Genomic DNA, 13014 nt, shown 5'->3' on the forward strand with positions numbered 1-13014 from the left:
TATTCCTTAAATTGTCCGCAGCCTGGTGAGATATTGCTTATGTTACGAATTAAAAAAGAAGCTTTAACCTTTGACGATGTTTTGTTAATTCCTGCCCACTCTTCTGTTCTGCCTAACACTGCTGATCTATCTACTCGACTGACTTCCACTATTCGTCTGAATGTTCCTATGCTGTCTGCGGCTATGGATACCGTGACTGAATCCGGCTTGGCTATTGCGCTGGCTCAGGAAGGCGGAATTGGTTTTATTCATAAAAATATGTCTATTGAGCGCCAGGCAGAAGAAGTTAGCCGGGTGAAAAAACATGAGAGTGGTGTTGTGACAAATCCCGTCACGGTGGCTCCTAAGACAACGCTGCGTGAAGTTCAGGCACTGACAGAGCGTAATGGTTTTGCTGGCTATCCTGTTGTAACGGAAGGAAATGAGTTGGTTGGTATTATTACGGGTCGTGACGTACGTTTCGTTACCGATCTGGATCAGCCGGTTACTGCGGTAATGACACCCAAAGAGCGTCTGGTAACGGTAAAAGAAGGTGAAGCCCGTGATGTTGTGTTGCAGAAAATGCACGAAAAACGAGTTGAGAAAGCGCTGGTGGTTGATGAAGACTTTCACCTGCTTGGCATGATCACGGTTAAGGATTTCCAGAAAGCGGAACGTAAACCTAATGCCTGTAAGGATAAGCATGGACGTTTACGCGTTGGGGCCGCAGTTGGTGCGGGTGCCGGTAATGAAGAGCGCGTTGATGCGTTGGTTGCCGCGGGTATTGATGTTCTGCTGATTGATTCATCACACGGTCATTCTGAAGGTGTATTGCTGCGTATTCGTGAAACCCGCGCTAAATACCCAAATCTACAGATTATTGGCGGTAACGTGGCGACGGGAGAAGGTGCAAAAGCGTTGGTAGCGGCTGGAGTCAATGCGGTTAAAGTCGGAATTGGCCCTGGTTCTATATGTACTACCCGTATTGTGACGGGTGTCGGTGTGCCGCAAATTACCGCTATTTCTGATGCAGTTGAAGCGCTGGAAGGCACAGGTATTCCGGTTATTGCTGATGGTGGTATTCGTTTCTCCGGTGATATTGCAAAAGCGATTGCCGCAGGGGCCTCCTGTGTCATGGTCGGTTCCATGTTGGCAGGAACGGAAGAATCCCCAGGAGAAATCGAGTTGTTCCAGGGGCGTTCATTTAAATCTTATCGTGGAATGGGTTCTCTGGGCGCGATGTCTAAAGGTTCTTCCGATCGCTATTTCCAAACTGATAATGCCGCAGACAAACTGGTACCGGAAGGCATTGAAGGGCGTGTTGCCTATAAGGGGTTGCTGAAAAACATTATCCATCAGCAAATGGGAGGCCTGCGTTCCTGTATGGGGCTGACTGGCTGTGCAACTATTGATGAATTGAGAACCAAAGCCGAATTTGTTCGCATTAGTGGTGCGGGTATTCAGGAAAGCCACGTTCACGATGTAACCATCACCAAAGAGTCGCCAAACTACCGGTTAGGCCTGTAATTCATATTTATTGTGGCTCCTGTAGGAGCCACCTATCTTCTTTGTTCTTATTCACTTGTTTTTTGGAATTCGCCGCACATGACAACAAATATCCATCAGCACCGTATTCTTATCCTTGATTTTGGTTCGCAATATACTCAGTTGATTGCTCGCCGGATCCGTGAAATCGGAGTTTACTGTGAACTTTGGGCATGGGATGTAACGGAAGAACAAATCCGCGAATTCAATCCAAGCGGTATTATTCTTTCTGGTGGCCCGGAAAGTACTACAGAGCAGGGAAGTCCGCGTGCACCTGAATATGTTTTTGATGCCAATATTCCTGTACTGGGTGTCTGCTATGGCATGCAAACTATGTCGATGCAATGCGGTGGTCAGGTAGAAAGTTCTACTGAACGTGAATTTGGTTATGCTCAGGTTGAAATTAAAGCGGAAAGTGCATTGCTTCGTGGTATCCAGGATTCGTTGAATGAGCAGGGTAAACCGTTACTGGATGTATGGATGAGTCATGGTGATAAAGTCACTGCAATCCCGGCGGATTTTATCACTATTGCCAGCACTGATACCTGCCCGTTTGCCATTATCGCGAATGAAGAAAAACGTTTTTATGGTGTACAGTTCCATCCGGAAGTCACCCATACCCATCAAGGGCAACGCATACTGGAACGTTTTGTATTGGATATTTGCCAATGTGAAGCTCTGTGGACTCCGGCTTCTATTATTGAAGATGCGGTTATACGTCTGCGTGAACAGATTGGTGATGATCACGTTATTTTGGGGTTGTCCGGTGGTGTTGATTCCTCTGTTACCGCGTTATTACTGCATCGTGCAATTGGTAAACGCTTGACTTGTGTATTTGTCGATAACGGTTTACTGCGTTTGAATGAAGCCGATCAAGTGATGGAAATGTTTGCCGGTAAATTTGGGCTGAATATCGTCCATGTTCCTGCAGAAGATCGCTTCCTTACTGCATTGGCTGGCATCAATGATCCGGAAGAAAAACGCAAAACCATTGGCCGTGTGTTTATTGAAGTGTTTGATCAAGAGGCAAGTAAACAGACTCAGGTTAAATGGTTGGCACAGGGCACTATTTACCCGGATGTGATTGAATCAGCGGCCTCTGCGACAGGTAAAGCACACGTCATCAAATCTCACCATAACGTAGGTGGTTTGCCGGAAGAGATGAAACTGGGTCTGGTGGAACCTCTGAAAGAGTTGTTCAAAGATGAAGTTCGCAAGATTGGCCTGGAGCTGGGATTGCCTTATGACATGCTGAACCGCCATCCATTCCCAGGTCCTGGTCTGGGGGTTCGTGTCTTGGGTGAAGTGAAGAAAGAGTACTGTGATCTGCTGCGTCGTGCGGATGCTATCTTTATTGAAGAACTGCACAAAGCTGATTTATACAATAAGGTAAGCCAGGCATTTACTGTATTCCTGCCGGTTCGTTCTGTGGGTGTTATGGGGGATGGCCGTAAATATGACTGGGTTGTCTCTTTACGTGCAGTAGAAACAGTCGATTTCATGACTGCACATTGGGCGCATTTACCTTATGATTTCCTTGGCCGGGTTTCTAACCGGATCATCAATGAAGTCAATGGAATTTCAAGAGTTGTATATGATGTCAGCGGTAAACCGCCTGCGACGATTGAGTGGGAATAGTACTACAGCATCCAAGGACGTCTCAGGACGTCCTTTTAATTTAATTGAAACAATAAATTGATCACATTCCTCTGTCTGAAAGAATCCAACGAAAATCACTTGCATACAGCTATTTCTACCGTGACTGGTTATGAGAAAAAATTATAGGGAAATGCTATGTTGACGGAAACTAAGCTCAAGCTTCTGAAACCTAGGGACAAAACCTATAAGCCGCTCAAAATACCGAGATCTGTCTATGGCCGATAATCGAAAACTGTCTCCAAAAGGTATGGTCGGAAACCTGTTTTTGGCTGGAAAAGGCCCGAGCGTATTTATGCCAGAATGTTTTCAAAACACCACAAGGAAAATCATGTAAAAACAAAACATTGGATGCGTGTTTTGAAAGACTTAATTCTTAAGATCCTGTATATAAGCAGCCCCTAGGTCATATCGCAAAAAGATCACTTGATAAACTTTATACTCAAAATAGAAAGGAGGCTATTAAACAACCAGCTATCTTGGACAAAGAAGTCTATGATGGCGTATCGCATCAAAAAGAAAGGTTGAGTGCCGAGAATGTTGCTGAAAGGGAGGCATGATAGATGTAAGCATTAGCTACTAAAAGACCTGGTATGATGCTCTATTATTTGATAAAGTTTATATATGGAAGACCGAGAAATGAACATATGAACTTAACAGAAAGAGATAGTGCATTGTTGAATAAAGTTACTTCTTATTCAAGGGGTAATGAAGCTTATTGGTCGTTTAAAGGTAGGGCAAAAAGGCAATACTGTCATGCTCTGATTCAGTATCCAGCAATGATGGTTCCAGCAATGCAGGGGGAGCTCATTGACGCCGTATTAGAAACAGATTTAAATGTAAAAAGCATAATCGACCCGTTTGTGGGTTCAGGAACTACACTTGGCGAAGCTATGTGTAGAGGTCTTGACTTTGTTGGAATAGATATTAATCCTCTTTCAATTTTGGCTTGTGAAGTTAAGAGCGGGCCATTATATATTGATGCATTTAACTTAAAATACAGTGTCCTAACAAAAAAAGTACAGAATGATAAAAGCATAGATGTAGCTGTTCAGATAAAAAATATTGATAAGTGGTTTACTAAAGAGGTTCAACAGGACTTAAGTAAGTTATATAGAGCCATACAAGCTGAAAAATCGAAATGGGCGAGGAAAATTTTTTGGTTGTGTATGAGTAACACTGTTCGGACGGTTTGTAACTCAAGAGGATCAACTTTTAAACTACATATTAAGTCAAGTGAGCAGATTGGGAGTACACCAAATACACTAGAGGTATTTGCAAAGAACATTGAGAAAAGCATAGTTGCTTTAAAACAGCAAAAAGCAGTACTTGAAGAAATGGGAAATCTAAGGAGAGCAATTTCTAAGAGTAAAGTGAGTATCATGCATGCGGATACATCAAAAACAATGAAGAAAAACTTCCAGTGTGATTTGCTCGTAAGCTCTCCTCCCTACGGAGATAACAACACTACAGTTACGTATGGGCAGTTCTCATATTTATCCTTAAAGTGGATTGATGAGAGGGATATAGATAACTTAGAGATTAAAGGCTTGTTGGAAAACCAAAATAAAATTGATTCAAGCAGTCTTGGTGGTTCTCTAAGGCAAGCTTCTGAAAAACTAGAGTCTCTAAGGTGTAAGTCTCCATCATTAATTAGGGCTGTAAATGAAATTCAAGAAGTTAATCCTGATAATATTAAAAAATTAATTACTTTTATTTTTGATTTAGATCTTGCTTTGGATAACTCATTATTAAATCTCCGGGATAATGCATATATGATATGGACCTTAGGTAACAGGAGAATATCTAATATAGAAATACCATTAGATAGTATCATGAAGGAGCTTTTGGAGTACAAAGGTTGTAGTTTTATACATCAGATAGAAAGAGAGATTCCATCTAAAAGAATGGCAATAAAAAATAACATTGCAAGTACAATGGATAAAGAATTAATCCTTATGATGAGGAAGTAGCGCTTGACTTTTCGGATTATTTTCTATGTGATCTTTCTTGATTTTATTTATAACGATTGTTTTTGAAAAAGGAAAGTTTATTATATGTCGTTTGCATCACTTAAGTTTGGTGGAAAGTTAATTGAGGAACTTTCTCAAAAAATTCCTTCGTCGTTATTTGCTTTAAATGAGTTAATAAAAAACGCATATGATGCATTTTCTCCTGATGTCACAATTAAAGTTTCTCTATCACAGCAGACGATCATTATTTCTGACAGAGGAAATGGTATGGGGGAAAGTGAAATTAAGTCACTATTTCACATATCAAAAAGTACAAAAAGCTACGGGCATGAGGTACAACAAGATGGTATAACAAGAATTATTCAAGGTTCCAAAGGACTAGGCTTTCTTTCAGCATTTAAGTTTGGAGATAAGGTCGAGTGGAATACATGTAAAAATGGGGTGCGTAGCATATTCTCTGTAAGAAAATCAGACCTTGTCTCTAAGGAGGATGTCTCTGGCGTTGAAATACCAATAGTCACAGATATCGGAACAGGAAATGGTACTGAAATTACAGTTTATGCAAGTAAAGAAGAAATAAATAAACTGCTATTGGATTTGTCTGATGAAAAAGTGACTGAAAAGCTAGCTGCATCAGTAATAGATGAATCATTTAATATAAATATAGAAATAGAAAACAAGCAAAAGATAGTTTCTACAAATAAGCTAAAGTCGTTTACGTTGGAAAGTGAAGACAGTCAACTATTCTATGTGAAATATGACTCTTTTAAGGAAAAAGTGGAGTTTTTCCATAAGGGACAACTTTTAAGAACTTTGCCTTTTTCTATAGAACGAGCTGATTACTCAATTAGTTTAGAGTTGGTTATTTTTCATTTTCAAAAAGGAAAAACTTCAAAAGTAGTATCGGAACTCTATAAAAGGGTTCATGATAATGCTCTTCACCCCCTTATATATATTAACAGAAACCTTTTCAATAATATAATCATATTTGATCCTGATGTATTAAGGAAGAAAAGTTCGGGTGATACGCTCGCTCAAATGATTGGTAGAGTATGTATTCGAAGTCAAAGTGAAGACATTGAGTTTAACTCAGATAGAACTAACTTTGTTGATAACAATTTAACCAGAAGTTTGGTTAAGAATCTTAGACGCCTGAATGAGTCTATCCAAACAAACGGTGCTGAGTTAAAGAAAGGACTAAAAAATACCAAAAAATTAGTATTAACGGGAAAAGCTATCCCGGATAAGGCAACTATAGAACCCAAAAATAAGACAGCGTTGATACTTATAGATAGAAAGAAACCAGCCAACTTTTATATTCCCTCGGAACAAATTGATCTAGATGAATATATTTTTCAAGTAAGAAATAGCAAGGGTGAAGAGGTAGATAAAAGTGATGTTGAGATCAAGGTTGATGGGGAACTTCTTACTAACAGAGTGTTGATATCGATTGAACATCCGCGTGAAATAAAGGTTAGTTATAGATATAGAGATGAAATTACAGGCCTTGTTTCTACGGAGATTACACTTTCTTTTGAGAAACAAATTTCCAACATTTCAGGAGATGTACGGAATAAATCTTTATTTACAATACAGTCTGGATCTGGTTATAAAGTTAGAATTGAAACTGTGTCAGATCTTATTTACGCTATAGATAAAGTGTATTCAACAAGATCTAAAGAAGAGTATCTATCACTAATAGCGTGCTCAATTAGAGCTATTTTTGAAATCTCTACGGATAAAGTATTGAGGACTCATAATCAATTATTTACGAAGTTCAATACAAAACTATATAGTGCGACAACTAAGAGAGAGGTGAAAGATAGCCTGTTGAGAGATGTGGTACACGTGCTTGCTTTGGTTAAGGAAAACCCGGAGCTAAGAACGAAAATATCAGAAGCTTTAGATATTAATTTTTCTACATTCACTAATTCATTGAGCATTAATGATTTCAAAGTTGCTATAAAAAACTCACATGTTGGAGCCCATCAATCAACTAGGTTTTTATCAAAGCCTAAAATAGAAACTTGTGCTGATGCCTGTGGATTTTTCGCAGTGATCTGTGACGTGTTGATAAATATAGACAAGAGTGAAATCAGCAAGTTAGATATAATCAAAGTTGTTGAGTCAGACTTAAATAGATACTTTGACTCTTAGCTGGGTAGATTATAGGCGGTTAAATTTTGTCATCGTAATTAATAACGGAATCATCAGCTATCAAAAAGGTAGAAGTAGTATGAAACTTTATTACTCTCCCACAGAAGCTGGTGATGATCCTGCTTTTATTGCGCGTGCGCGTGGTGGTATGACTCAGGTGGCAAAAGATGCCGGTCTGTCTCGTGAGAGTTTATACCGGGCGTTATCTGATGATGGCAACCCTGAGTTTGGTACTATTCTGAAAGTCGTTAAAGCATTAGGTTTGAAACTCCATGTGGCAGCGGCATAATATTGACACAGAAAAGTGATAAATAACGTGTTATTTGCTGAGCTGTTAGTTAGTTGTGGAGAGAGGATAAAATTGAAAAGAGTGAACTAATACCGACTACAGAGAAGGTTCACTCTTTTACGGGTGTTGAAGTTAACGTCGTATATAAAGTTACAGATTCAGATAATTAACTAATAATTTCTTTATTTTTTTCATATCCTCCGAAGAAAACTCCAAAGACTGATACTACCTTTGTCTGCTGTAGTTTTTCTGCTGAACAATCAGATGCGAATGTACTTTCTAGATACTAACATCCACATTATCCAGACCTATATTTCCATTAATCCACTGATTAATGTTTTTCCCTGAAAATTGTGCCGCAGTATTTATTTTTTACTCTGGCCTATATTGATTTATCTTATAAATAACGTTTCATAATTCTGCTACACATAACCATCTTCAACTCATTGTTATACATAGAATTATAAATGACATAGGATGTAGCACCATTTTGAAATCTTATTTATACGATTGTGGATTTCTGTTCAAAACATAAATAATTAAAATCGTTGTTACAGTACCGCTTCCGATAATGCTTGCTAACCAATTATGTCCATTTAATCCTAATACTAAAGCAATAAATAGAGAGGTGAAAGTCAGTAACAGTCCACAATTTTGCCCTCTTATACCTTGTTTTATTGTTTGTTCTAAGGCAATTTTTTCCATTTCATGCCTATGCTTCTGTTGTTGCTCGATCAAGATTAAGAATCTATCAGTGGCTCCCTTTGTATATCGTTCATAAATAGTTAATATTTCCGAATCAGGAAGCTGGTAATATAATGGGTTGATATCACTTGGATAGATTTGTTTATCTATTTTCGGGTGTTTTTTGTTTATTCTTTTGGTCATATATCGTCTCTTTCCCTGTAGATAATATAACTTCATCATTGAATTGCCTCAGTACAACAGCAAAATCCGCGCGGACTTTATCCAGATCATCAGATAAAGTATCAACATCACTTTTTGATGGAATAAGATCAAAATAATTTTTATTCGGCATAATATCGAATCTTGGTGAAATAGATCTTAATTTATTAAAATATTGTATAAAAATGTTCATTCTATTACCTGTATTATTAGCTGTTTATGTTAGTTGAATCACTTATTAATAACGGGTGTTTTCTTGATTTTTGATTGGGAAATAATACCTGATAAATATATTTATTCCACAAAAATATTGCGAGCTGGCTCAAAGATAATGCTGAAAATAGTGGAATGTAATTTCATTTAAAATAATGATTAATCGCTTATATAGAACTATTAAGTAGTATGATTTACGATGAAAAGTATCAGAATATGCTATAGTATCCGCTGATTTTTACTTATTTTTTGGGAATCATATGTCTTATCAATGCCCCTTATGTCATCAACCTTTATTGCTAACCCGGCAGCAATGGCACTGTGAAAATAATCATCAGTTTGATTGTGCTAAAGAAGGGTATGTCAATCTGATGCCCGTTCAGTATAAAAGATCCAAAGAGCCAGGAGACAGCCCGGAGATGATGCAATCAAGAAGGGCATTTTTGGATTCAGGATATTATCAGCCATTACAACAACGGGTTTCAGAACTGCTGGAAAAGTATCTGCCAGAAAATGCAGATAGTTTGCTGGATATAGGATGCGGTGAAGGTTACTACACTGCCGCGGTTGAAGAACGGTTAAGTAAGGGGCGTAATCTTAACATCTATGGGTTAGATGTCGCTAAGATCGCTGTGCGTTATGGCGCTAAACGCTATCCTTCAGTCAGTTTCTGTGTCGCGTCAAGTCATCGTTTACCATTTGCCGATAAGTCTCTTGCTGGGGTGTTGCGAATTTATGCACCTTGCAAAGTAGAAGAGTTGGTAAGGGTGATTAAGTTACAAGGAATTGTTCTGACAGTGACTCCTGGTCCTCGACATCTTTATCAGCTCAAGGAGTTGATTTATCAAAATATTCATCTTCATCCATTGAAGACAGAACAATTGGCAGGATTTGAATTGATAATAGATGAGTCATTATCTTATTCAATGAAATTAGATGGAATACAAGCGTGTCATTTATTACAGATGACGCCATTTGCCTGGCGGGCAACTGAAACGATGAAAAAAGAACTAGCAAATAAGGCGCTGTTTGAATGCGAAACTGATTTTATATTGCGGGTTTATCAACGCCTGAGGTAATTAGAATTTCAGCCCAAAATACAGTTCTTGAGAGATTAATATTTTGGGCTGAAGATGTTATTTCGCGTACATAAACAATTCGAGATGCTCAAATAAGATATTGAAACCAATCGCAATCAGAGTAAACCCACCGATAAATTCAGCGCGTTTGCCCAACAGCGGGCCAATATAGCGACCGATTAACATCCCCAATGTTGCCATAATCATTGTCATCATACCGATAGCCATAGCAGTATGCACAATATTGACCTGGAGAAAAGCGAGCCCGATACCGATTGCCATTGCATCCAGGCTGGTAGCAATGGCTGTTGTTATCAGCACGATTGAGTTGTGGCGACAGGGTGATTCGCACTCTTGTTCTTGATTCGCTTTAAAACTCATTGTAATCATTCTACAGCCCAGAATAAATAACAGAGTGAAAGCAACCCAGTGATCCCACGCCATAATATATTGGCTGGCATAAAGCCCGATATACCAGCCAATCAGTGGGGTACAGGCTTCTACCAGGCCAAATATCAAACCAGTACGGATTGCTTCACGAAAATGTGGTTTATGTAGTGCGGCCCCTTTACAAACTGCAACAGCAAAGGCATCCATTGAGAGTGCTAAAGCTAAGATAAGGGTTGCGTACATATTCATTAAAATAACCTCGGTTGGGTGTTTCCATATACATATAATCCACCCCCAACCAATGATGGTGTTATATGCTATGGTCTTGCCAACCGAAATAAGGCTGCCCGCACCACGTTTTACTTTTAAACGAGCGTGTTGATACGAGCTTTTCAGAAAAATTGACTAAGCTAATTCTCTGAAACAGGCTACTCCCCATGACTCTTTAAAAGATAGCATAATAACTCAAAAAGGGAAAATAATATTATTTTTAGGATTGAGGTGTGATGTCGATAATAGTTATCATTATCTATTGATGTGGTAAAGATAGGGTAAAAATAAAAGTCAGCATCAGGCTGACTGTTTATTATTTTTTTATATATTATTAATGTTTATCTATCTGTTTTCGATGAGAAATTTATAAATCTTTTCCAAATCATCAAGTTGGCTTACTGAGAGATATAACTTCTTATTTTCTAAGCCAATAACTAAGATGCCATCTTCAGATAAATTTATGGTTTTTATCCGATCATAGGAAATAAATGTGTTTGCATAGAAGAAACCGTTATTTTTAAATAACAATTTAGGTGAGCGTATATAGGCAATATAAATAGTCACCAGGATAGTAAATAACAATAAATATGTGGTTAAACGGCTGCCATAAGCCGTGATGTTATTATAAACAACAATAAGTATCAGGATAATAAAGATGAGAGCATCAATTTTGTGCTTTCTTTTTAGCTTTATTTGTAAGTAAGTTTTCCCTTTTAGCAGATTAACCACAAATTCATCATAGACAGCGAAAGCCAGCATGAATACGATTAAACCAACTAATACCATATCATTAAGGCTCATTCTTTAATCCCTGTATTGCTGTAAAAAAGAAAATGCGGGGAGGAATTCCTCCCTCCCCGAATGATTAATTATAGACCGAGGAAACCAAATCTGGCACCAATAATCCCCAGAATAAAGAAGCCAATAATAATCCACAGGGCATTGACTTTATTCCGTAATAGCCACATACAGGCAAATGTCAGTAAAAGTGGGACCAGGCCCGGCATCAACTGATCGAGGATATTCTGAACTGTGGTTATTGTATTTTCACCTGTTTGCTGGTTAGGAATTTCTGATACAACCAGCGGGATATTGACTTTTGTCCATTTATTAACTAATGCCCCCATGACAAACAGGCCAAGAATTGACGCCCCTTCCGTCATTTTTTGCAGGAAACCACCACCCATATCCTGAACGATATCAATCCCTTTCTTATAGCCATAAGAGATACCTGAATAAAGAACCAACAGGCGTACCAGGTTAAATAAGAAGAAGAACAGCACAGGCCCAAGCCAGCTGCCACTCATGGCGAGACCTGCACCCAGAGCAGCAAACACCGGCCGGACTGTGCCCCAGAAAATCGGGTCACCCACACCAGCCAGTGGCCCCATTAAACCAACTTTGATACCGTTGATGGCACCATCATCAATCGGAGCACCGTTAGCGCGCTGTTCCTCCATTGCCATCGTGACACCCAGTACAGGCGCGACGACGTAAGGGTGAGTGTTAAAGAATTCCAGGTGGCGTTTAATTGCTTGTTTACGCTCATCGGTATTTTCCGGATACAGGCGACGAAGAGCCGGAACCATAGAGAAACAGAAACCCAGAGCCTGCATACGTTCAAAGTTCCATGAACCCTGAAATACATTAGAACGGAGAAATACACCGCGGATGTCACTTGGTGTCAGTTTCTTCTGGTCTGCTGTCTGAGCCGTCGTTTTTGTTGTATCTAACATGTTTGCTCATCCTCTTAATCTAATTCGTTATCAAGGTGATTATTGGCTTGTCCAGGGGCAGCTACCACCTGAGGTTTGTTATATTTGGGGCTTAACTGGATGTACAGTACGGCCATAACAATACCAATAATACCTAATGCAACCAGGTTGAAGTTAGTGAATGCCGCTGTGACGAAGCCCAGGTAGAAGAATGGCATCAGGTAGCCGGCACGCATCATATTGATGACCATTGCGTAACCAACAACCACGATCATTCCCCCCGCGATGTTCAGGCCATCTGTGACTACTTTAGGGATAGATGCGAGTAATTGCTGGACTTCATTGGTGCCAACAGATAATGCGACAATCAGGGCCGGGATGGCGATACGCATAGCCTGGAGCAGTAATGCGGATAAATGGATAAAGCTGATTGCACGAAGGTTACCACGTTCTGCTGCTTTGTCAGCGGCATGTTGGAAGGCAACAGTGATAGTACGTACAATGATGGTCAGCACTTGTCCTGCGGCTGCCAGAGGAATAGCCAGGGCGATACCTTCACCGATATCACGGCCACCAGCAATGACCAGAATAGTTGAGATGATTGATGCTAAGGCAGCATCCGGGGCAATTGCAGCACCGATATTCATCCAGCCAAGCGCAATCATTTCTAGTGTGCCGCCGATAATGATACCGGTTGTCATATCACCAAGAATGATCCCAACTAAGGTACAGGCCACGAGTGGGCGATGGAATTGAAATTCATCAAGAATGGAATCCATTCCGACTATACAAGCTACGATGAATATCAATGCAATTTGAACAACGGTAATTTCCATTGT

At 39.5% G+C, this 13014-nt stretch carries 12 protein-coding genes; 6 read left to right on the forward strand and 6 right to left on the reverse strand.

The features are described 5' to 3' along the window. The first annotated feature begins 39 nt into the window (after positions 1-39). The 5 genes from guaB (at position 40) to PTE_RS18045 (ending at position 7599) form a co-directional block, all read left to right on the forward strand. Positions 40-1506 carry an IMP dehydrogenase gene (gene guaB / locus PTE_RS18020; RefSeq protein WP_036849605.1) on the forward strand — a complete coding sequence of 489 codons (1467 nt, stop codon included), beginning with the start codon at positions 40-42 and terminating at the stop codon, positions 1504-1506. Between the two features lie 78 nt (positions 1507-1584). Beyond that, positions 1585-3162 carry a glutamine-hydrolyzing GMP synthase gene (gene guaA / locus PTE_RS18025; protein WP_036849395.1) on the forward strand — a complete coding sequence of 526 codons (1578 nt, stop codon included), beginning with the start codon at positions 1585-1587 and terminating at the stop codon, positions 3160-3162. A gap of 665 nt (positions 3163-3827) precedes the next feature. Beyond that, positions 3828-5153 carry a TRM11 family methyltransferase gene (locus PTE_RS18030; RefSeq protein WP_036849397.1) on the forward strand — a complete coding sequence of 442 codons (1326 nt, stop codon included), beginning with the start codon at positions 3828-3830 and terminating at the stop codon, positions 5151-5153. Between the two features lie 84 nt (positions 5154-5237). After that, complete coding sequence (locus PTE_RS26645) at positions 5238-7310, forward strand: ATP-binding protein (protein ID WP_071993000.1); 2073 nt, start codon at positions 5238-5240, stop codon at positions 7308-7310. Between the two features lie 79 nt (positions 7311-7389). Beyond that, a complete protein-coding gene (locus tag PTE_RS18045; protein ID WP_241826043.1) occupies positions 7390-7599 on the forward strand; it encodes an addiction module antidote protein in 210 nt (69 codons plus the stop codon). 498 nt (positions 7600-8097) lie between these two features. Here PTE_RS18045 and PTE_RS18050 read toward each other — a convergent pair whose 3' ends face one another. After that, a complete protein-coding gene (locus tag PTE_RS18050; protein ID WP_051477448.1) occupies positions 8098-8487 on the reverse strand; it encodes a DUF2335 domain-containing protein in 390 nt (129 codons plus the stop codon). Further along, positions 8447-8698: a hypothetical protein gene (locus PTE_RS18055; protein WP_241826044.1), complete on the reverse strand. Its 252-nt coding sequence runs from the start codon at positions 8696-8698 to the stop codon at positions 8447-8449. The genes PTE_RS18050 and PTE_RS18055 overlap by 41 nt, the downstream gene beginning before the upstream one ends. A 280-nt stretch (positions 8699-8978) precedes the next feature. Here PTE_RS18055 and rlmA point away from each other — a divergent pair, with 280 nt between their 5' ends. Continuing rightward, complete coding sequence (gene rlmA / locus PTE_RS18060) at positions 8979-9797, forward strand: 23S rRNA (guanine(745)-N(1))-methyltransferase (protein ID WP_036849398.1); 819 nt, start codon at positions 8979-8981, stop codon at positions 9795-9797. Positions 9798-9854: 57 nt separating this feature from the next. Here rlmA and mntP read toward each other — a convergent pair whose 3' ends face one another. From mntP to PTE_RS18080, 4 genes are all read right to left on the reverse strand, one after another. Beyond that, positions 9855-10436 carry a manganese efflux pump MntP gene (gene mntP / locus PTE_RS18065; protein ID WP_051477449.1) on the reverse strand — a complete coding sequence of 194 codons (582 nt, stop codon included), beginning with the start codon at positions 10434-10436 and terminating at the stop codon, positions 9855-9857. Positions 10437-10802: 366 nt separating this feature from the next. Further along, entirely contained in the window at positions 10803-11261 is a 459-nt protein-coding gene (locus PTE_RS18070; RefSeq protein WP_036849402.1) for a DUF986 family protein, read from the reverse strand. Between the two features lie 68 nt (positions 11262-11329). After that, positions 11330-12196 (reverse strand): PTS mannose transporter subunit IID, encoded by an 867-nt coding sequence (locus tag PTE_RS18075; protein WP_036849404.1) that lies wholly within the window; start codon positions 12194-12196, stop codon positions 11330-11332. Between the two features lie 14 nt (positions 12197-12210). Next, positions 12211-13011, reverse strand: coding sequence for a PTS mannose/fructose/sorbose transporter subunit IIC (locus tag PTE_RS18080; protein WP_036849405.1), 801 nt, complete (start codon positions 13009-13011; stop codon positions 12211-12213). Between the last annotated feature and the right edge of the window lie 3 nt (positions 13012-13014).

Origin of the sequence: Photorhabdus khanii NC19 (assembly GCF_000517265.1) — a bacterium.
In the GTDB taxonomy this organism is placed as follows: Bacteria; Pseudomonadota; Gammaproteobacteria; order Enterobacterales; family Enterobacteriaceae; genus Photorhabdus; species Photorhabdus khanii.

Coding starts and splice junctions, on each gene's coding strand:
- guaB (WP_036849605.1), top strand. CDS start 40: ATGTTACGAATTAAAAAAGAAGCTTTAACCTTTGACGATGTTTTGTTA.
- guaA (WP_036849395.1), top strand. CDS start 1,585: ATGACAACAAATATCCATCAGCACCGTATTCTTATCCTTGATTTTGGT.
- PTE_RS18030 (WP_036849397.1), top strand. CDS start 3,828: ATGAACTTAACAGAAAGAGATAGTGCATTGTTGAATAAAGTTACTTCT.
- PTE_RS26645 (WP_071993000.1), top strand. CDS start 5,238: ATGTCGTTTGCATCACTTAAGTTTGGTGGAAAGTTAATTGAGGAACTT.
- PTE_RS18045 (WP_241826043.1), top strand. CDS start 7,390: ATGAAACTTTATTACTCTCCCACAGAAGCTGGTGATGATCCTGCTTTT.
- PTE_RS18050 (WP_051477448.1), bottom strand. CDS start 8,487: ATGACCAAAAGAATAAACAAAAAACACCCGAAAATAGATAAACAAATC.
- PTE_RS18055 (WP_241826044.1), bottom strand. CDS start 8,698: ATGAACATTTTTATACAATATTTTAATAAATTAAGATCTATTTCACCA.
- rlmA (WP_036849398.1), top strand. CDS start 8,979: ATGTCTTATCAATGCCCCTTATGTCATCAACCTTTATTGCTAACCCGG.
- mntP (WP_051477449.1), bottom strand. CDS start 10,436: ATGAATATGTACGCAACCCTTATCTTAGCTTTAGCACTCTCAATGGAT.
- PTE_RS18070 (WP_036849402.1), bottom strand. CDS start 11,261: ATGAGCCTTAATGATATGGTATTAGTTGGTTTAATCGTATTCATGCTG.
- PTE_RS18075 (WP_036849404.1), bottom strand. CDS start 12,196: ATGTTAGATACAACAAAAACGACGGCTCAGACAGCAGACCAGAAGAAA.
- PTE_RS18080 (WP_036849405.1), bottom strand. CDS start 13,011: ATGGAAATTACCGTTGTTCAAATTGCATTGATATTCATCGTAGCTTGT.